The organism is Halobacillus sp. A5 (assembly GCF_024189315.1).
In the GTDB taxonomy this organism is placed as follows: Bacteria; Bacillota; Bacilli; order Bacillales; family Halobacillaceae; genus Halobacillus_A.
In genome coordinates this window covers 1,300,865-1,318,644 of sequence record NZ_JAIZEO010000001.1, presented here as the reverse complement: position 1 = coordinate 1,318,644, position 17,780 = coordinate 1,300,865, and the positions used below count along the sequence as shown (strand labels likewise).

At 41.3% G+C, this 17,780-nt stretch carries 24 protein-coding genes and 1 other annotated feature; of the genes, 15 read left to right on the top strand and 9 right to left on the bottom strand.

Annotation, left to right across the window (positions count from 1 at the left end):
* Window positions 1-62 precede the first annotated feature (62 nt).
* Entirely contained in the window at window positions 63-326 is a 264-nt protein-coding gene (locus tag LF822_RS07025) for a NifU N-terminal domain-containing protein (RefSeq protein WP_253923247.1), read from the bottom strand.
* Between the two features lie 132 nt (window positions 327-458).
* On the opposite strand from LF822_RS07025, the gene LF822_RS07020 reads away from it, so the two are divergent.
* Window positions 459-1,292: a DUF2785 domain-containing protein gene (locus tag LF822_RS07020; RefSeq protein ID WP_253923246.1), complete on the top strand. Its 834-nt coding sequence runs from the start codon at window positions 459-461 to the stop codon at window positions 1,290-1,292.
* 21 nt (window positions 1,293-1,313) lie between these two features.
* Window positions 1,314-1,739 (top strand): hypothetical protein, encoded by a 426-nt coding sequence (locus tag LF822_RS07015; RefSeq protein ID WP_253923244.1) that lies wholly within the window; start codon window positions 1,314-1,316, stop codon window positions 1,737-1,739.
* Between the two features lie 163 nt (window positions 1,740-1,902).
* Here the strand turns inward: LF822_RS07015 and LF822_RS07010 are convergent, their stop codons facing one another.
* From LF822_RS07010 to LF822_RS07000, 3 genes are all read right to left on the bottom strand, one after another.
* The gene (locus tag LF822_RS07010) at window positions 1,903-2,133 is read right to left on the bottom strand and encodes a DUF3813 domain-containing protein (protein WP_253923243.1); all 231 of its coding nucleotides are present in this window, start codon (window positions 2,131-2,133) and stop codon (window positions 1,903-1,905) included.
* Window position 2,134: 1 nt separating this feature from the next.
* Window positions 2,135-2,272, bottom strand: coding sequence for a hypothetical protein (locus LF822_RS07005; protein WP_188376605.1), 138 nt, complete (start codon window positions 2,270-2,272; stop codon window positions 2,135-2,137).
* 96 nt (window positions 2,273-2,368) lie between these two features.
* Window positions 2,369-3,193: a Cof-type HAD-IIB family hydrolase gene (locus LF822_RS07000; RefSeq protein WP_253923241.1), complete on the bottom strand. Its 825-nt coding sequence runs from the start codon at window positions 3,191-3,193 to the stop codon at window positions 2,369-2,371.
* Window positions 3,194-3,362: 169 nt separating this feature from the next.
* On the opposite strand from LF822_RS07000, the gene LF822_RS06995 reads away from it, so the two are divergent.
* From LF822_RS06995 to moaD, 5 genes are all read left to right on the top strand, one after another.
* Complete coding sequence (locus LF822_RS06995; RefSeq protein ID WP_253923239.1) at window positions 3,363-4,127, top strand: prolyl oligopeptidase family serine peptidase; 765 nt, start codon at window positions 3,363-3,365, stop codon at window positions 4,125-4,127.
* Window positions 4,128-4,198: 71 nt separating this feature from the next.
* On the top strand, window positions 4,199-4,510 hold the full coding sequence (locus LF822_RS06990) for a metal-sulfur cluster assembly factor (RefSeq protein WP_253923237.1): 312 nt from the start codon (window positions 4,199-4,201) through the stop codon (window positions 4,508-4,510).
* 54 nt (window positions 4,511-4,564) lie between these two features.
* Entirely contained in the window at window positions 4,565-5,083 is a 519-nt protein-coding gene (mobB, locus tag LF822_RS06985; protein WP_253923235.1) for a molybdopterin-guanine dinucleotide biosynthesis protein B, read from the top strand.
* Window positions 5,080-5,547, top strand: a complete 468-nt coding sequence (locus tag LF822_RS06980; RefSeq protein WP_253923233.1) for a molybdenum cofactor biosynthesis protein MoaE — start codon at window positions 5,080-5,082, stop codon at window positions 5,545-5,547. Before mobB ends, LF822_RS06980 begins: the two co-directional genes overlap by 4 nt.
* Window positions 5,544-5,777 carry a molybdopterin converting factor subunit 1 gene (gene moaD, locus LF822_RS06975; RefSeq protein WP_253923232.1) on the top strand — a complete coding sequence of 78 codons (234 nt, stop codon included), beginning with the start codon at window positions 5,544-5,546 and terminating at the stop codon, window positions 5,775-5,777. Before LF822_RS06980 ends, moaD begins: the two co-directional genes overlap by 4 nt.
* 91 nt (window positions 5,778-5,868) lie before the next feature.
* On the opposite strand, the gene LF822_RS06970 is transcribed toward moaD, so the two are convergent.
* Window positions 5,869-6,678 (bottom strand): undecaprenyl-diphosphate phosphatase, encoded by an 810-nt coding sequence (locus LF822_RS06970; RefSeq protein ID WP_253923230.1) that lies wholly within the window; start codon window positions 6,676-6,678, stop codon window positions 5,869-5,871.
* Between the two features lie 166 nt (window positions 6,679-6,844).
* The gene (locus tag LF822_RS06965) at window positions 6,845-7,012 is read right to left on the bottom strand and encodes a DUF2929 family protein (protein WP_371925840.1); all 168 of its coding nucleotides are present in this window, start codon (window positions 7,010-7,012) and stop codon (window positions 6,845-6,847) included.
* Window positions 7,013-7,154: 142 nt separating this feature from the next.
* Here LF822_RS06965 and LF822_RS06960 point away from each other — a divergent pair, with 142 nt between their 5' ends.
* The 4 genes from LF822_RS06960 (at window position 7,155) to LF822_RS06945 (ending at window position 10,397) form a co-directional block, all read left to right on the top strand.
* Window positions 7,155-7,682: a hypothetical protein gene (locus tag LF822_RS06960; protein ID WP_253923227.1), complete on the top strand. Its 528-nt coding sequence runs from the start codon at window positions 7,155-7,157 to the stop codon at window positions 7,680-7,682.
* Window positions 7,683-7,911: 229 nt separating this feature from the next.
* Window positions 7,912-8,844: a beta-ketoacyl-ACP synthase III gene (locus LF822_RS06955; protein WP_253923225.1), complete on the top strand. Its 933-nt coding sequence runs from the start codon at window positions 7,912-7,914 to the stop codon at window positions 8,842-8,844.
* Window positions 8,845-8,862: 18 nt separating this feature from the next.
* On the top strand, window positions 8,863-10,104 hold the full coding sequence (fabF, locus tag LF822_RS06950; protein ID WP_253923223.1) for a beta-ketoacyl-ACP synthase II: 1,242 nt from the start codon (window positions 8,863-8,865) through the stop codon (window positions 10,102-10,104).
* Between the two features lie 11 nt (window positions 10,105-10,115).
* Window positions 10,116-10,397 carry a hypothetical protein gene (locus LF822_RS06945; protein ID WP_253923221.1) on the top strand — a complete coding sequence of 94 codons (282 nt, stop codon included), beginning with the start codon at window positions 10,116-10,118 and terminating at the stop codon, window positions 10,395-10,397.
* 22 nt (window positions 10,398-10,419) lie between these two features.
* On the opposite strand, the gene LF822_RS06940 is transcribed toward LF822_RS06945, so the two are convergent.
* The gene (locus LF822_RS06940; protein ID WP_253923220.1) at window positions 10,420-11,421 is read right to left on the bottom strand and encodes an LCP family protein; all 1,002 of its coding nucleotides are present in this window, start codon (window positions 11,419-11,421) and stop codon (window positions 10,420-10,422) included.
* Between the two features lie 136 nt (window positions 11,422-11,557).
* Here LF822_RS06940 and LF822_RS06935 point away from each other — a divergent pair, with 136 nt between their 5' ends.
* Window positions 11,558-11,758, top strand: a complete 201-nt coding sequence (locus tag LF822_RS06935) for a YuzI family membrane protein (protein ID WP_253923219.1) — start codon at window positions 11,558-11,560, stop codon at window positions 11,756-11,758.
* Window positions 11,759-11,848: 90 nt separating this feature from the next.
* Window positions 11,849-12,610, top strand: coding sequence for a DUF3603 family protein (locus tag LF822_RS06930; RefSeq protein ID WP_253923217.1), 762 nt, complete (start codon window positions 11,849-11,851; stop codon window positions 12,608-12,610).
* 318 nt (window positions 12,611-12,928) lie between these two features.
* On the opposite strand, the gene trpS is transcribed toward LF822_RS06930, so the two are convergent.
* Window positions 12,929-13,924 carry a tryptophan--tRNA ligase gene (gene trpS / locus LF822_RS06925; RefSeq protein WP_253923215.1) on the bottom strand — a complete coding sequence of 332 codons (996 nt, stop codon included), beginning with the start codon at window positions 13,922-13,924 and terminating at the stop codon, window positions 12,929-12,931.
* Between the two features lie 56 nt (window positions 13,925-13,980).
* Window positions 13,981-14,174: a binding site (T-box leader), on the bottom strand.
* A gap of 55 nt (window positions 14,175-14,229) precedes the next feature.
* Entirely contained in the window at window positions 14,230-14,607 is a 378-nt protein-coding gene (locus tag LF822_RS06920) for a DUF3899 domain-containing protein (RefSeq protein WP_253923214.1), read from the bottom strand.
* Window positions 14,608-14,997: 390 nt separating this feature from the next.
* Here LF822_RS06920 and LF822_RS06915 point away from each other — a divergent pair, with 390 nt between their 5' ends.
* Window positions 14,998-16,686 carry a peptide ABC transporter substrate-binding protein gene (locus LF822_RS06915; RefSeq protein WP_253923212.1) on the top strand — a complete coding sequence of 563 codons (1,689 nt, stop codon included), beginning with the start codon at window positions 14,998-15,000 and terminating at the stop codon, window positions 16,684-16,686.
* 159 nt (window positions 16,687-16,845) lie between these two features.
* Entirely contained in the window at window positions 16,846-17,772 is a 927-nt protein-coding gene (gene opp3b, locus LF822_RS06910; RefSeq protein WP_253923211.1) for an oligopeptide ABC transporter permease, read from the top strand.
* Window positions 17,773-17,780: the final 8 nt, after the last annotated feature.

Sequence of the window (17,780 nt, the reverse complement as noted above, 5' to 3'; positions counted from 1 at the left end):
ATCAATAAATAAGGCTGTCGAGAGGATCGACAGCCTGGGGGCTGACGTAATGTCAGCCTTTTTTAGTAACCAAATTCAGTTAATATCCCTTCAACTTTCGGAGTAAGTACCTCCCAATCTGCATCAGGAAGGCGATTTACTGTAATGAAGTTCTGAAAGCCAAAAACATTATCGACTTCATCAAGCTCCATCAGCTGGTTCATAATGTCGTATTCACTCTTTTGGCCGGGCATGACGGATACGCTGCCGTCTCCTTGAAAAATAAGCGAATCTGTTGTAAATTTACGGGCATTCGGGTTCGGTGTTTCTTCTACTGTGATCGCCATCATTATTCCTCCTATCTTCCTTGTACTCACTTATTTTAGCAGAAAACAGGCAAACTCTAAACCAGCAGCCTTTATGTTTCTAAATCTCCATAGTAGTATGGTACAATATCAACACTTTCAGGGAGGTATGATATGGAAGCTAGATTAATAGATGTACTTCAGCCGATCAAGGATAATAATTTTGAGATTTCTCAAGGACAGAATTTATCTGAACTAACTACATTAATGCTTCAGCGCATCGGCACGCCCGATCCAGTGCTTAGAGATGAATTAATTCATACTATATTTACTAACTTTATAAAACGGGACTATTACAATAGTGACCAGCTTAAAAATATACTCCGTTCCGTATTAAACAAAAACTATTTATTTTACCGAATTAAGATGTCAGCCAAAGAAGAAAATGCTGTGTTTAAACGAAGCTACTCTGTGCAGCTTATTCCACCGATAATGAAAAAACACCGGCAGACGGGTCTGCTTAATGAAGCGGAAGTTCACCGGGTGTGGGATAATTTGAAGAGGTATATGGAACAAGAAAAAGATCACCGGGGCTACATTCAAGGTAAGGGCTGGGCCCATTCCATGGCTCATGCGGCTGATGCCCTGGAAAGTGTGGCGGCGTGTGAGGAAATTACACGCCAGGAAGTGATCGATATGCTGCCCGTGATCCGGAGGCAATTCCTGATCGACCAGCCTTATTTATTTGATGAAGAAGAACGCATGGTAACGGCAGTGATGACAATGTTTAAAAAGATTGAAGATAGAGAAAGAGTGGAGTGGCTGGAAACATTACTGTATCTGCGGGAAAGCTGGGATGACCCCGCCGAGGAGATTATTATCAATAACAGTAAGCATTTCCTAAGAGCGTTATATTTCAGAAATTTAGATAACCCATGTGATGAAGGACATCTGCGGCGTGTTCTAGAAGAGTTGCTGCGGGAGCTTAGAAAGCAGGAAAAGTACTAGCATCATCGGGAGAGGTGTCCTATGTTCGTCAGGTGGGGAATATATGCTGGAACTACATCAGGTCTTGCATTGGGTATGTATATGTGGTTCGTTGAACTGATTACAGGAGTAAGGGTGTATACGCTGTTAATGAACGTGGATTTTATTCCGATTGTCGGCAGCATTCACTGGCCGGTTTTTATGGAATGGCTGTTTCACATGGTTATCTCGTGGGGAATAGGCATACTCTATTGTTTTCTTTTTATGAGAAGAATGAAAGCCGCTCCGAATCGGCTGTGGGGTGCTGCTGTAATATTATCAGGCATGGCTGCATTAACTTATTTCCCGCTGACGTATTTGGCAATTAAAGACACCCCGTCGATTACAGATGGGACTGCCGTTGCTTATTGGATGGCGGGCCACCTTTTATATGCTGTGGTCTTAAAATCGTCCTATTATCGAACGTAAAAAAAATCAGGCTGCCGTGAATTTTCATGGCAGCCTGATTTTTTTTACCTTCCGATTAATAAATTCCAATGGTTTTCACGCCACACAATCTAAAGCTTTACAGAAGTCATTGCCAGGGAACAGGAAAAAAGATCAGACTCGCAAAGAGTCTGATCCAGATGATTTAACGCATGTTATTTTGCTGGCTGTTCTGCTGACCGTTGTGTTCGGCTTCAAGCTTCTGTTCTAACTGCTGTAGCTCTTGCTTCTCTTCTTGAGTGCATTGACTATATGCAGATTGAATGGCTTGTTTTGCAGCCTGCATTTCTTCAGGGCTTGCATGTTCACCTTTTTGGCGCCCTTGTCTCATGCGGCTTACCGCATTACGCGCGTTTTCAAATAGGGAATTGGCCATTTTAAAACCCTCCTACTGTATGCTGGTCTGCTTCCATTTCCTTACGCTTCGCGTCGGAAAGGCGCTTTGGTTCCATTTGACGTTCGTCAAAGGGACGTACTTCAGTCCAACGTTTGTCATCTTTGTTTTGCTTATCCATGACATTCGCCTCCTGTCACAAAAAAAGCCTGAACGCTTTGTGCGTCCAAGCTTAGTATGACCACGGTCCATAAGGTTACTCAAGGAAAAAAATAACTTACATGGCTTTACGGTTTAATTTTAAATAATCTGTTAAAAACTCACCAATACCATTTTGTTCATTTGTGTCGGCAATATAATCGGCCATGTTCTTAAGTTCGGGAATCGCATTTCCCATCGCCACGCCAATCCCGGCATATTCAATCATCTCAAAATCATTGTCTTCGTCACCAAATGCAATAATGCGGTCCTGCGGGATATGATAGTAATGAGCAATTTTTTGAAGCCCTACCGCTTTATTCATACCTGCACGGACAATTTCAATGACATGCCAGGGAGCACCCCATTTACGGTGTTCAATGAGTTCAGCATGGGTATCCAGCTCTTCGCGGAGTATTTTGATTTTTTCTTCTTCTGGATGAATCAATAATGAAGTAGGATCATCCTGAAGATTTGATTGAAGGTTTCCCACGTTTACAGGGTTATCATCGTTGGTATGGAAGATCTCCATTATTTCTGCATCATACTGATCCAAATATACCGTGTCTTTTACTTCCGCGAGTATATTACGAACGCCTAATTCATGGCACTTGTGTATAATCTTATGAGCAGTCCGGATTGAAAGAGGGGAATGAAGAGCATCCCAATTTCTATTTTTAGGGTGGTGGATGAGAGCACCGTTGAAATTGACCATAGGAGTTTCTAATCCCAGTTCGTTGTAAAAATTAATGCTTGCCCTGTGCGGACGCCCTGTTGCGATACATACAACATGACCATTGTCGATCGCGTTGAGAACAACCTTTTTGGTTTCCGGGTTGATTTGTTTATCATCTGTCAGGAGTGTTCCATCAAGATCTAATGCGATTAAATGTTGATTTTTCATTGTTTTCACCTCATTCATAGTAACAGTTTAGCGGTAATAAAATGCGAATGCAATCTCAGTGCCTAATCCTTTCCTATAGCAAGTCCTGGTGTTACGATATTAATTATACAAAAGAACATGTAATTTTCGATGAAGTACATGTAAAGATTGTAAGAAAGGATCAGAATACATGATAGGCATATATCGGGAAACCATAAAGAACATACCGGCCCTGGTGATTGTAGATTCAGCTAAGTATGAGCAGCCGCTCCCTGTTTTTACATATTTTCACGGGTTTACTTCTGCAAAAGAACACAATCTCCCGCAGGCTTTCCTGCTTGCGCAAAAAGGTTATCGTGTTGTTCTTCCGGATAGTTTATATCACGGGGAACGGACTGATGACTTATCAAAAGAAGAGCTCAGCTTTAAATTCTGGGATATTGTTTATCAGAACCTAAAGGATTTACAAGAAATAAAAGACGGAATGGACCAACAGGATCTAATCCTTAACCGCCGCTTTGGAGTCGGAGGAACGTCAATGGGTGGAGTAACCACCAGTGCAGCTATGACCATGTATCCCTGGATCCAGGCAGCAGCGGTCATGATGGGCACACCTAAGCCTGTAGATTTCGCTAAGAAGTTAATCAAAGATGTAGAATTAACCGGGATTCAGCTTCCAATCAGCGAAACAGACCTGAATGTCTTATACAGCTCTCTCCATAGTATTGATCTTTCGGCTAACAAAAATAAGTTAAATAAACGGCCGATTTTTTTCTGGCATGGGGATGCAGACCCAGTCGTCCCGTTTGAACATTCTTATGACTTCTATAATGAAATTGTGGAAGAGTATAAAAACCCTGAGAATATAAGGTTTCTCCGTGAAGTAGGAGTCGATCATAAAGTCAGCCGTTTTGCTGTTTTAGAAATGGTGAACTGGCTTGAAATTGTTCTGTAGACGTTAGTGGTTTAATCTATGAAGAATTTTGTTTATAATAGAACTTGAACTAATAAGAAGGGGGTACTATTATGGATGCAGCACTCGAAGAAAATGTTATGGGCGCCCTTGAAAATGTAATTGACCCAGAACTTGGTATTGATATCGTCAATTTAGGTCTCGTATACGGAGCTGACATGGATGAAAACGGCAATACTACAGTGACAATGACATTAACAGCCATGGGCTGTCCATTAGCCGGTCATATCGAACAGGATGTTAAACGCTGTCTCGCAGATCTTCCTGAGGTTAACGAAGTGACCGTTAACATCGTTTGGAATCCGCCTTGGACAAAAGACCGCATGAGCCGATATGCTAAAATAGCATTAGGCATTCCAGATTGATAAACTTAACCCCTCCCATGCTGGAAGGGGTTTTTGTTTACGAAGGGGAAGGACGTGAAGGGATTGCCGCCTGTGATCTTTCAAGTGGCCGGTTATAAAAATAGTGGAAAAACCACATGGCTGAAGGCAATGATCAATTATGCAAGTCAATTGGAACGTGTGGTGTGTATTAAGCATCATGGACATAAAGAACCGCTGGCTCAAGACCATGGAGATACAGACAGCCTGCAGTTATACGGCAGCGGAGCCTATGCCATGAGTGTTACAGGGGCGTATGAAACTCAAATAATGATTGATAGGGAGCTTTCCCTGCCCGAACTTATTCATTGGTATTCCTATTTGAATCCCGACTTGATTTTAATTGAAGGATTTAAAAATGAAAACTATCCTAAAGTTGTATTGATAAAAAGCGAAGAGGATAAAGGATTGCTTAAGCTGGCGAATATTAAGTTCATAATCGTATGGGATCCTGCTATAGCACTTAATGTGGACGTACCTGTCTTTGACATCAACTTCTGGCAGGACCACATGGAAACTATATATAACTACATAATAGAGGAGGAAAGAAAGTGAGCCGTCATTACTGTATTACTGAGGAACCCATTTCCATCGAGAAGACGGTAAGCCTTGTTACCCGGCCTGAAGCGGGAGCTGTAAATACTTTTATCGGCACCGTAAGGGAAATAACGCAGGGTAAGAGGACACTCTATTTAGAATATCAAGCCTACAAATCAATGGCCGAAAAGAAGCTGATGGAAATTGGTGAAGAAATCTCGGAGAAATGGCCGGAGGCAGAAACCGCTATTATTCATCGCACAGGACGACTTGAGATTGAGGATATTGCAGTTGTGATCGCCGTGTCTACGCCGCACCGGGCAGACTCCTACGAAGCCAGCAGATATGCCATTGAACGCATCAAAGAAATAGTGCCCATTTGGAAAAAAGAACATTGGGAAGATGGAGAAGAGTGGATAGGGAATCAGAAAGAAACAAAGGCCTACGCAGCGGGAAAGCCCGAAGAGGAGGACATTTCTTGAATAAAATTTTATTTTTTGCCGAATTGCAGGAAAACGTAGGGAAAGAATCCATTGAAATTGAGGCTGCAGGACAGAGTATTAAGCAGTTGAAGGAATATATTGAGCAGGAATATAACCTTAGCAAAGTCCACCAGTCCATGACAGCAATTAATGAGGAGTTCGCCCCAAACGACGAAACCATTAAGGAACATGATACAATCGCTTTTATTCCACCGGTGAGCGGGGGATAAAAAAACCGTCTCTTTGATCTAAAGAGACGGTTTTTTAGCGGAGAAAACTCGAAATACTAATCATCTGCATGAAGGGTGCATCCTGCGGGTTCTATAAGAAGAACCAGACAAGACCGCCTACAATAAAGCAATAGATCGCGAAGTATTTAAGATTTCCCTGAGCCATAATATTCATGAACCATTTTAAAGAAAAATAGGAGGCTGCTATGGATGCCGCAAATGCTACAAGGTAGCTCGGCCATAAAGATGCTAAATCATCTTCGAGAAGGTCTCCGATTGATAACAGCATCGTACCGGCACTGACTGGAATAAACAACAGGAAGGAGAATCGCAGCGCGGTCTCCTGTTTCGTGCCCAGCATCATAGCCGCAACAATTGTAGCCCCCGAACGGCTTATGCCTGGAACGAGCGCGACAGATTGCGCAAATCCAATAATTAAGGCGTCCTTCCAGGTCAGTGCACTGTCACCTTTTCGTCCGCGTAAATTACGAATGGACCAGAGGGCGATCCCGGTAATTATTAAAGTAATGCCTACTACATAAGTCTGCTCTTTCAACCCATCAAAAGAATCCTTAAACAAGATACCAATAATACCTGCAGGAAGGGTGGCAATTACTAAATAAATAACAAATTCAAAGTCTTCCTTCTGACGGGTATCTTTCGTAATTAGATAGCCGACACCATTTCTAAATAAGCGGACGATGTCATCGCGATAGATGATCAGAACGGCAATCAGCGAGCCGAAATTAACCAAGACCTCGAACTCCAGCCCTTCAATTCTTAAGTTCATCAGATCCTGTAATATTACTAAATGCCCGCTTGATGATATTGGAATAGGTTCAGTGAATCCTTGAAAAATACCTAGAAAAAAATATTTTATAATCAACCATACTTGTTCCATGCTGCTTGTCCTCCTTGATTGAACTAACGAACTACAGTCATTCGAATAGACTTTTCTTTATATGTACGATGCGCTTCTTTTTTTCATCACCATTCCGTGGGATAAGAAACTTCCAAATCCAATAAAAAAACGCTGCTAAAAGGTAGCAACGTTTTCTTTAAGGAGCTTAGGCTTCTTCCTTAATAACACCTTCGCCAAGTACAATTGCGGCAATGCTGAATAAAATTGTCATAATTACTACCTGGGAGAAAGCAAATCCAGTTCCTGCCATGTTACTGACGACGTATGCCATCATTAAACTTAATAAAAAGGCCCATAATACGGTCCAAATCATTTGCATCCTGCTCACCTCGTTTACACATTCTCTGTTCATTCTATCAGAAGCATCAAGAAAAATAAATATGGAATCGCTTTAAGAAGCATGAATTATTATGGGCGGGAATATGATAGAAGGAAATAGAAAGGGGGGCGTCTGTTTGGTGGTTGTCATATTTAACTGTTTTCACTGGATGGGCTATCATTGTGCGAGGCAGCTGCTCCACAGCGGACATGAAGTTGTAGGGGTAGGTGAAATTAATACACGAAAGAAAGAACAATTGTATATGTATGTTGGCCGAAATAGTCATTTTCAACATTTCAATACCATTGAAGAACGGAATAACCATTCACATTATACCAAAGACGAGCCATGGATCACGATTGACGAAAAAATAATAACGCTTCATAGTTCTGATGACCGCGAGTGGAGATTGAATGCTCCGGCTTTATTTGGGGAATGGATGGATATGAACGATAAGGAAATAGAAACGATAGATGATTTAAAGCTTTGGATTTTAGAATCGGGAGCTCTTTATGTTGGGGATTATTTTGAAGCAGTGATTCACCATTTAATGAAGGGAGAGCTGTCTTCACTTTTAGAAAAAGATTTTTCAAGTGCTGATAGGGAAACACAGCCGCAAGAGGTGCTGGAAAGAATCTGGGACGTGACTCGTATAAAAGTATAAAATCAACAGAACCAGCCAATATGTCTTTGCCAACACGGGTGATGCCCGTGTTTTTCTATAGATGAAGGACTTGCCTAAAGGAGAATTTTACATTAAAATTAGTACCAAGTCATAATAATTAGTATAAATAAGAAAGGTAATTTTACAAGTAAGCAGGGATCCGCTAAGATCATTCTTGGATCACTGCCAGGACTTGCGGGATAATAATTACCTTTAAGGGGATGAATATATGAACGCTGGATTCATTGGAGTAGGTCACTATGCTCCTGAAAGAGTATTAACGAATAAAGACATGGAAAAAATCGTAGATACAAGTGATGAATGGATACGTACAAGGACCGGAATTGAAGAGAGAAGAATCGCCGACGATGATATGGATACGTCGGATATGGCTTTGCGGGCGGCCCAGAATGCACTGGATGATGCCGGTCTGACAGCTGACCAGATTGATTTAATTCTGGTGGCTACCGTGACGCCGGATCACCCGTTTCCATCTGTAGCCACAGTGCTTCAGCATAAACTTGGTGCAAGGAAAGTAGCTGCTATGGATATTAGTGCTGCATGTGCTGGATTTATGTATGGTGTAATTACAGCAAAACAGTATATTGATACCGGCGCATACGAAAATGTACTGGTAGTTGGTGTGGAGAAGCTTTCTAAGATTACGAATTGGGAAGATCGTAATACGTGCGTTTTATTTGGAGACGCAGCAGGCGCCGCTGTTATCGGACCTGTAAGTGATGATAAAGGCATTCTCTCCTTCGAACTGGGGGCTGATGGAAGCGGAGGACCTCACTTATATCAGGACGACTACCTTTATATGAACGGTCGGGAAGTGTTTAAGTTTGCAGTTCGTCAGATGCCGGAATCGTCCGTAAATGTTGTGAAGAAAATCGGTCTAAAAGAAGAAGACGTGGATTACCTTGTGCCTCACCAGGCGAATATTCGTATAATGGAAGCGGCAAGGGAGCGGTTAGGTATTCCAGTTGAGAAGATGTCCGTTAAAGTTGATAAGTACGGAAATACTTCTTCAGCATCTATCCCGCTTGCTTTGTCAGAAGATGTGAAAGCAGGTAAAATTAAAGAAAATGATCTTGTTGTACTCGTCGGATTCGGCGGCGGCCTGACCTGGGGAGCCGTTGCACTCAGATGGGGTAAGTAATCAAGGAGGAATAGTGTAATGGAAAAACGACGTGTCGTAATTACCGGAGTAGGTGCTGTTACTCCTGTCGGTAATCATGTAGATGAAATGTGGAACAGCATTAAAGAGGGAAAGTCAGGCGTTGGTGAGATTACAAAAGTAAACAAAGACGACTACCCTGTAAAAGTGGCAGCCGAACTCAAAGACTTTGACCCATCTCAATATATTGATCGAAAAGAAGTCCGTCGAATGGATCCATTTGTTCAATATGCGGTGGCAGCTTCACACATGGCTGTTGATGATGCCGGTCTGGAAATCAATGAAGATAATGCTCACCGCACGGGTGTATGGATCGGCTCTGGAATAGGCGGGATGAATACGTACGAATCGCAGTTCGAAACCTTTCAGAAAAAAGGGTACCGCCGTGTAAGCCCATTTTTTATTCCTATGATGATACCGGATATGGCTGCAGGACAAGTATCTATTGCTTTAGGGGCAAAAGGAATTAATTCGTGTTCAGTTACGGCTTGTGCATCAGGAGCCAACTCGATAGGTGACGCATTTAAAGTCATTCAGCGTGGAGACGCGGATGTTATGATTACAGGCGGAACAGAAGCTCCAATGAACAAAATGTCATTTGCAGGTTTTGCTTCAGCCAGAGCTCTCTCCTTAAATGAAGATCCTAATACGGCGAGCCGCCCTTTTGATAAGAACCGTGATGGCTTTGTTATGGGCGAAGGCTCAGGAATTTTAGTAATTGAATCACTAGAGTCCGCTAAAGAACGCGGCGCTAAAATTTATGGCGAAATTACTGGCTATGGCTCTACAGGAGATGCTTATCATATCACTTCTCCGGCTCCAGAAGGGGAAGGGGCTACCCGTGCGATGAAGCATGCCCTTCAGGATGCAGGAATTGAAGCGGAATCTGTAGACTATTTAAATGCTCACGGAACGTCAACGGACTTAAATGATAAATTTGAAACGACAGCAGCAAAATATGTATTCGAAGAGTATGCTCATAAATTGCCAATTTCCTCAACGAAGTCGATGACCGGCCACTTACTTGGTGCAGCAGGTGCAGTAGAAGCAATTATATCCTTAAAAGCTATTAACGAAAGCCTCCTGCCGCCAACAATTAATTACGAAACTCCAGACCCGGAATGCGACCTTGACTATGTACCAAATGAAGCAAGAAAACAGGAAGTAAATACAGTTATGAGTAACTCGCTGGGATTTGGCGGCCATAACGTTTCCCTTATTTTTCAAAAATATAATGAGTAGATGATGATCAAATGAAAAGCGGACTGACTATAATCTGCCCGCTCAGCTTGCAGATAAACTCTCGTTTCTCTGCAAGCCTTTTTTTTGGTACCTCTGGCAGAGTGAAGGTGACGGGGCACAGGATTGCTGAATCCCCCCAGCTATCAGCGGTTTTTAGAATTTATCTGCGTTTTTCTCTTTATATCCGTGATTTCATAAATAAATCAGTGGAAATGGATTTATATCAGCGATCTCAAGATGGTGCTGATGACGAAGCTCTCGCCTTTTCCATTAAAAAAACCACATGTGGATGATTCCCACATGTGGTTTTTTTGGTTAATTTAAGAATTCCTGTAAGGCTTCTGCACTTTTCTCCTCATCATGAGCCAGTACCAGTCCGATTGGATATTCTTTTCTTTCGTTCCAGACGTTATCTTCCTCAGGCAAGCTGAAGGTTTCAACATCATCAATCGGGTTGAATATAAGGTCTTTACCTAAGTCTAAGATTTTTCCACTTCCTACATTCGTATCAATGTAAGGCTGGAGTGTACCGACTAAGCGGGGAGCTTTCATTACACCATTAAAGGAAACTGCTTCTTCTTTGAGTAATTTAATGACTTCCTGCTGGCGCTCAACTCGAGCGAAATCTCCCTTGGAATCACTTCTGTATCTAGCGTAGCCTAATAGTTCTTCACCATTTAAATCATGTGTCCCCTGCTTAAGGTCAATATTGGTATCCGAAGCTTTATATTGCATGTCTTTTTCAATATCTACTTCCACACCGTTTGGAGCAAGAGTATCTACGATATGGGTAAACCCATCAAAGTCCACGATTGAATAGTATTCTACATCGACACCGAAGTTCTCTTTAATCGTCTGACGCATAAGTTCAGGTCCGCCAAGCGCAAAGGCTGCGTTTAGCTTGTTATAGCCATGACCGGGAATGTTGACATACATATCACGCATGAGAGAAGCTACTTTCGCTCTTTCTCCATTTTCGTCATATTGAGCAATCATAATTGTATCAGATCTCGGGGTCTCATCTTCCCTTTGATCAACCCCTAGTAAAAGAACGTTCGTTTTACCATCATTATTGTCAACGCCCTTAAATTCATCCTTATATTTACTGGAGATATCATCAATCGAATATTCGCTTCCATCGTCTCCGGAAACTCTTCCCTGGGATTCCTGTTTGCCCATCATGTATTCGTATCCAGCATAACTTAATGTGGTAATAAACATAAGAAAAATAATAGCGATAAAAAATCTTTTTTTACGCTTCCACTTTCTGCGTGAGCGTAAGGAGCGTCTTTCTGACATAACATCATTCCTTTCCATAATAAGCTCCTCTACTAAATTTACCTTTATTTCCTCATCAAGTAAAGAGGAATATGTAGGAACAAGTCGGATATTGCGTGAATCCTAAACGTCAAGTTTTCATAAAATGAATAAAGCAGTTAAAGGAGGACAAGCCATGTGGCAATGGATGCTGCTGCTAGTTGGATTTGGTTTATCAGTCGCAGGTGGAACAGTAACCATTACATACTTAAACCTGGTCCCTGCCGGACTGACGTGGCTTGAATTTCTTATTCTGATTCAATCCAGGCCAGAATGTTACTTGTTTCCGGCTGGACTTACTCTCAGCCTGACTGCCCTTATATTTATGAAAGAATAATTTACTAAATGATGGATGTTAAGAATAAAAAAACCAACATTGGTCATAATGTAACCTAAAGAGTTCACGGTATGAAAGAGAGGTTGCGCTATGTTATATATGCATGATCTATGGGTGAATTGGTTTGAAGGAGAAGAGAATGGATACAATGTGTGTCACTTTCATGAATGGCGTAAAGAAGATGGAATTGAATTAGTCGATCAAATTCCTCTTTTACTGATTGATGAAGACTTATTTGAATTTATCGAAAATGATCTACAGGAATTGCCAAAAGCATTACTCGATGATATCCATAAGAGAACGTACATGAAGAAGAATCAAGAGCGCAAAACCATCGATTATGCTGCGGTGGTCACTGACGGCAGAAGTGTTTTAGTATTTGATACTCTGGGTTATTCGCTGCCTGTGAAAAAGAGCAGATTAATCCCCCGGCAGGAAAGACTCGTCTTTGATATGGTAGAAGGAAAGCGGCCATCCATTTATGAATTAGATAACCTTACACCAAAAGAATACCACATCTTATCATTGTCTCCAGAAAAAATGGCAGGATTAACCCGCAGAGAGAGACAATTGAAACAGTTGTTAATGATGGCACTCGATCAGCTCAGACATACGGATCACCCTGAAGAAGTCGGGTACTGGCTGACCGAATGGGATCCATCTCAATATGAAGTAATGAAGGAATTGACAGCGGAAGCAGCGTGGCAGAGGTTGTATTATGGAACGATGGAAGGCTGGAGCCCTCAGCACGAGGAATTGTGCGGGAAATTAATAAAAGGGCAGCCTTTCTTTGAAACTATGTGGCAGTCTGAATATCAAAAAACCAGCCAGCATTTAAAAAGCCAGAATTGAGTGATTACACTCAATTCCGGCTTTTTCAGTTTGTTGAGAAAAATTTCAGAATAAGGGGGCGTTCTCGATTTATGGGCGTTTATCGCCGTTTATGGGTCATTTCAAGATTTTACGGGCGATAATTATATTTTACGGGCAATAATTTCAACTTATGGGCAAATAGACAAATTTATGGGCATTTGCGAAAAGTGAACTGTCGTGACCGAGAAGACTTTCCGTCTGCCCCCCCTTAAAAGCGGCGCTTTTTCCTCTTTTCTCTAGATTCTAATAGAGAAACGATGAGATACCATGTGAACATCCATCCAAGCTTTTTAGCTGTTATTTCTTTCTTACACGCCCAAGACCCATAGCTTTTTTGGCTTTTGCCAGCATTTTTTCCGCTTTAAAAGAAGCCTCTTCAGCACCTCGGTCCAAAATGTCATCCAGTTCACTTGATTCAATGAGCTCAAAGTATCGTTCCTGGATCGGCTTTAGAACAGCAACAACTGACTGAGCGACCCCTTCTTTGAAATCACCATATCCTTTACCTTCATATTTCTTTTCCAAGTCCCGGATAGTCAGGCCAGAACATACGGATTCAATGGTAAGCAGATTCGAGACTCCTGGCTTGCTTTCTTTATCATATTTAACGACCCCTTCAGAATCGGTTACGGCACTTTTAATTTTCTTAGTAATCTTTTTCTCATCATCAAGCATAGAGATATATGATTTTTGGTTAACATCAGATTTACTCATTTTCTTTGTCGGTTCCTGTAGAGACATTATTCGAGCCCCTTCTTTTGGGATTCTAACCTCAGGAACTGTGAAAATATTGTTGTACTTATTGTTAAACCGCTGAGCTAAATTTCTTGTCAGCTCCAAATGCTGTTTTTGGTCGTCTCCTACAGGCACGATGTCTGTTTGATATAGGAGAATATCAGAAGCCATTAAAGGAGGATAAGTAAGCAGGCCCGAGGTTACAGCTTCTTTACCCCCGGCAGACTTATCTTTAAATTGAGTCATACGTTCCAGTTCACCGATATAGCTTACGCACTGTAACATCCAGCCGAGCTGTGTGTGCGCCGGCACTTCAGATTGAATAAATAAGGTTGAACGTTCTTTGTCAATGCCGGAAGCTAAATACAAAGCCGCCAATGATTTAATGTTTTCTCTAAGCTTCAACCGTTCCTGGGGAACAGTAATGGCATGTTCGTCGACAATACAAAAATAACATTTGTATTCTTCCTGCAGTTCGACGAAATGCTTCATCGCTCCTAAATAGTTGCCGAGCGTTAATGTACCGCTTGGCTGAATCCCTGAAAAAATGGTTTTCATTTTCTTTCCCCTCTCTAAATTTGTATACAAAAAAGAACCAGTCATCCCTCCTGTATGGAAGGGACGATTGGTTCGCGGTGCCACCCTAATTACTTTTCATTTAAAAAGTCAGCTCATTTTCGATAACGCCGAATCAGCGGTTCTGCTCCAGAGCCCCACTTCACTTAACCAATGCTCAGCTGTTTGCACCATCCACAGCCTCTCTAAAAAAGCATCTGGTAAAGCTACTTAACTCCTTCAACGCAACTTTAATATAAAATCCTGAACAAAGTATAGATGATTTTGAAGTGCTTTGCAAGCTCCTGTTAAGCCTGATAATAAACAACCAACAAAATGAGCAGTGCAATTAATAGGATAATACCTTGGAATAAAAAGAAATGAACGAGCTTTTTTTTGAACATTTGAGAAGGGAGCGGTTTATCTTCAAAGTCATCCAGGTAATCTTTATTCTTTGCCACACGGTTAGTTACTCTTCGAAAACTGTAGGTAATAGCATCGAAGAATCCACCTTTAACGATCCAAAGAAATAAACCTACAAAAAGATAAAAGAAACACAAATAAAAAAGTATATCTATAAAAGCGATCAAATTATAAACCGGCGCAAGCAGACTAAAAAGCAAACCTGCAGCTAAAAGGTTCAGGATGAAAAATCCCCATTTATTACGTACAAGTACCACCTTCATCACACATCCTTCACTCTCTAAAAAACTAAAATAATTATAACACTTCTGAAGAGTTTAAAATACGTTCAATTTGAAGTAAATAACAGAAAATTCCCCATTCAATGAACATTGTATGGGTTATACAATGCACCTGGATTAATGTAAGTCATTTCAAATAAACGGTACTTTTTTATACATTGATCTGAATAATTAACAATTTAAACCCAAAATAATTGTAAAATAAACTAGTTAATTAGACCTATTTTATGTCATTCAAACGTAATAAAATAAGGCTTTTAGCAAAAATTTTGAAAAAAAGGAATGCAAAATTGTTAGAAAACTTGTATAATTCGATATGTGGACAACGTGCCACGTCAAAATTTTTATTATTTAGGGGAGGTCATTTTCTACATGAAAAAGGCGAATTGGTTTTTGCTGGTGCTTTTATTAGCACTGGGAATGTTCCTCGCAGCTTGTTCCGGAGGCGACTCAGATGGAGGTTCTGAGGAAGCTGAAGGCAGCGGTGACGGAGAAGACACAGAAGAATCATCAGGCGGGGATAGCGAACAAATACTTAACATTACGGACACAGCTGAGATCCCGACTATGGACTCGTCAATGGCGACTGACGCTGTTGCATTCCAATGGTTAGGTTCTACAACAGACGGTTTATACCGCTTAGATCTTGATGCCAACCCTGAACCGGGGATCGCGGAAGATCACGAGGAAAGCGAAGATGGTTTAACTTGGACGTTTAACCTTCGTGAAGATGCAACTTGGTCTAATGGAGATCCTGTTACAGCACATGACTTCGTATATGCATGGCAGCGTGCAGTAAATCCTGACACAGGTTCAGAGTATGGCCCATATATGATGAGTGGTGTAATTGAAAATGCTGAAGCAATCGCTGCAGGGGACGCTGAGGTTGAAGACCTTGGAGTAGAAGCTACAGACGACTATACCTTAGAAGTTTCTCTAGAAAAACCGACTCCGTATTTCGAGTCACTAACAGCTTTTGGAACTTTTCTTCCGCTGAACGAGGAATTCGTTGAAGAGCATGGAGAAGATTATGCTCTTGAAGCGGACACGCTATTATCCAACGGTCCATTCAAATTCGAAGAGTGGGGCAGTGAAGGTTGGAAGCTTGTTAAAAACGAAGATTACTGGGATGCTGACAACGTTCAGTTAGAAGAAATTAATGTAGACGTAGTTAAAGAAACGTCTGCTGCTGTAAACCTTTACGAAACAGATGAAATTGACCGTGTCGGACTTTCTTCTGAATTTGTAGACGAGTACCGTTCTTCTGAAGAGTTTCGTGTAGAAGAAGAACCAACTTTATTCTATTTGAAAATGAACCAGGAAAATGAAATTCTTGGAAATGTAAATGCCCGTAAAGCTATTCAAAAAGTTATTGATCGTCAAGCTATGGTAGACACAATCCTTAATAACGGATCCCTGCCTGGTGTTGGTGATATTCCACAAAACTTTGCCATGCACCCTGAAACGGAAGAAGATTTCCGTGAAATCAATGGTGATTTAATCGAAACAAATGTTGAAGAAGCGCAAGAACTTTGGGAAACAGCTAAAGAAGAACTTGATATCGAGGAAGCTGAGCTTGGTTACCTTGGTGGAGATACTGAAGTAGCACAGCAAATGGATGCTTACATTAAAGATCAGCTTGAGCAGCTTGATGGTCTTACTGTAAATGTACAATCTGTACCTTTCCAGGAGCGTCTTGACCGTGATACAGAAATGGATTACGATCTTCAAAACTCTGGATGGGGACCTGACTACGTTGATCCAAATACCTTCTTAAACATGTGGGTGACGGACGGCGGAAACAATAAGACTGGTTACTCCAGTGAAGAGTACGATGCTTTAATTGAAGAAGCAAATGATGAATTAGCACTTGAGCCTGTTGATCGTTTTGAGAACTTCCTTGAAGCTGAGAAGCTGTTAATCGAAGAAGATGCAGTTATTGCACCTCTTTATCAGCGTGCTGCAGCTCAACTTTGGAAGCCTTACGTAAAAGATGTTGGAGTGAACCCAATGGGTCCTGACTACACTTACAAATATGCGCACATTGACGGTAAGGAATAAAACGAGCCACACATAGGCTAACTTATAGGGGAGAGAGTATATGTCCATATGTTGGCGTATGCTCTCTTTTTCCCTGTAATGAGAATATTCGGATAATAGACAAATTTCAGTCAATTTATAGGGGTTTCGACAAGGGTTAATCTTATAGGAGGTGTTGTCATGGGACGCTATATTACTCAACGATTAGTGTACATGGTTATTACAATGTTCTTAATTGCAACGTTTACATTCTTCCTGATGAAATTTCTACCGGGGACACCGCTGAGTTCTGCCGATAGATTATCAGAAGAACAGCAAGCGATTGTATTAGCAAAATATGGACTGGACGAGCCGATTCCTGTTCAATACTTTAACTACATGGTCAATTTGCTGCAAGGCGATATGGGAGTGTCCTTCCAGTTTGATAACAGGGAAGTAACAACAATAATATTAGATCGGATCGGGCCATCGCTGCAGTTAGGTTTTCAAGCCATGATTATCGGTACAATATTAGGTATGCTCTTAGGTTTAATTTCTGCTATATATCATAATGGAGTGCTCGACTATGGCTCTACTTTTACTGCGGTTCTTGGACAATCTATTCCATCCTTTGTATTTGCAGGAATCCTTCAGTATTTTGTTGGCGTAAAGCTAGGATGGTTTCCGGTGGCTCTATGGGGAACCTGGCAGCACACAGTCCTGCCTACCATCGCATTAGCTATTTTCCCGCTTGCCATAGCAGCCCGCTTTATGCGAACAGAGATGCTTGAAGTTATGGGCTCCGACTATATTACGACTGCACGTGCAAAAGGTGTCAATAAATTTGGAGTCGTGTTTAAGCATGGGGTAAGAAATGCATTAATTCCTTTAATTACAGTGTTAGGTCCGCTTGCAATTGGGTTAATGACAGGTACGCTTGTTATAGAAAATATTTTTGCGGTTCCTGGAATTGGCGAACAATTCGTTAAATCTATTAACACGAATGACTATCCGATCATAATGGGTACGACACTGTTTTTTGCTGTATTTTTCATCCTCATCGTATTGGTCATTGACTTGCTTTATGGAGTTATTGATCCGAGAATTCGACTGGCAGAAGGAGAGTAGAACCTATT

Coding starts and splice junctions, on each gene's coding strand:
- LF822_RS06915 (WP_253923212.1), top strand. CDS start 14,998: ATGAAAAAGGCGAATTGGTTTTTGCTGGTGCTTTTATTAGCACTGGGA.
- LF822_RS07020 (WP_253923246.1), top strand. CDS start 459: ATGGAAGCTAGATTAATAGATGTACTTCAGCCGATCAAGGATAATAAT.
- LF822_RS07015 (WP_253923244.1), top strand. CDS start 1,314: ATGTTCGTCAGGTGGGGAATATATGCTGGAACTACATCAGGTCTTGCA.
- LF822_RS06995 (WP_253923239.1), top strand. CDS start 3,363: ATGATAGGCATATATCGGGAAACCATAAAGAACATACCGGCCCTGGTG.
- fabF (WP_253923223.1), top strand. CDS start 8,863: ATGGAAAAACGACGTGTCGTAATTACCGGAGTAGGTGCTGTTACTCCT.
- LF822_RS06955 (WP_253923225.1), top strand. CDS start 7,912: ATGAACGCTGGATTCATTGGAGTAGGTCACTATGCTCCTGAAAGAGTA.
- LF822_RS06970 (WP_253923230.1), bottom strand. CDS start 6,678: ATGGAACAAGTATGGTTGATTATAAAATATTTTTTTCTAGGTATTTTT.
- LF822_RS06965 (WP_371925840.1), bottom strand. CDS start 7,012: ATGATTTGGACCGTATTATGGGCCTTTTTATTAAGTTTAATGATGGCA.
- LF822_RS07005 (WP_188376605.1), bottom strand. CDS start 2,272: ATGGATAAGCAAAACAAAGATGACAAACGTTGGACTGAAGTACGTCCC.
- LF822_RS06920 (WP_253923214.1), bottom strand. CDS start 14,607: ATGAAGGTGGTACTTGTACGTAATAAATGGGGATTTTTCATCCTGAAC.
- LF822_RS07025 (WP_253923247.1), bottom strand. CDS start 326: ATGGCGATCACAGTAGAAGAAACACCGAACCCGAATGCCCGTAAATTT.
- LF822_RS06940 (WP_253923220.1), bottom strand. CDS start 11,421: ATGGAAAGGAATGATGTTATGTCAGAAAGACGCTCCTTACGCTCACGC.
- LF822_RS06935 (WP_253923219.1), top strand. CDS start 11,558: ATGTGGCAATGGATGCTGCTGCTAGTTGGATTTGGTTTATCAGTCGCA.
- LF822_RS06930 (WP_253923217.1), top strand. CDS start 11,849: ATGTTATATATGCATGATCTATGGGTGAATTGGTTTGAAGGAGAAGAG.
- LF822_RS07000 (WP_253923241.1), bottom strand. CDS start 3,193: ATGAAAAATCAACATTTAATCGCATTAGATCTTGATGGAACACTCCTG.
- LF822_RS06945 (WP_253923221.1), top strand. CDS start 10,116: ATGAAAAGCGGACTGACTATAATCTGCCCGCTCAGCTTGCAGATAAAC.
- LF822_RS06990 (WP_253923237.1), top strand. CDS start 4,199: ATGGATGCAGCACTCGAAGAAAATGTTATGGGCGCCCTTGAAAATGTA.
- opp3b (WP_253923211.1), top strand. CDS start 16,846: ATGGGACGCTATATTACTCAACGATTAGTGTACATGGTTATTACAATG.
- LF822_RS07010 (WP_253923243.1), bottom strand. CDS start 2,133: ATGGCCAATTCCCTATTTGAAAACGCGCGTAATGCGGTAAGCCGCATG.
- trpS (WP_253923215.1), bottom strand. CDS start 13,924: ATGAAAACCATTTTTTCAGGGATTCAGCCAAGCGGTACATTAACGCTC.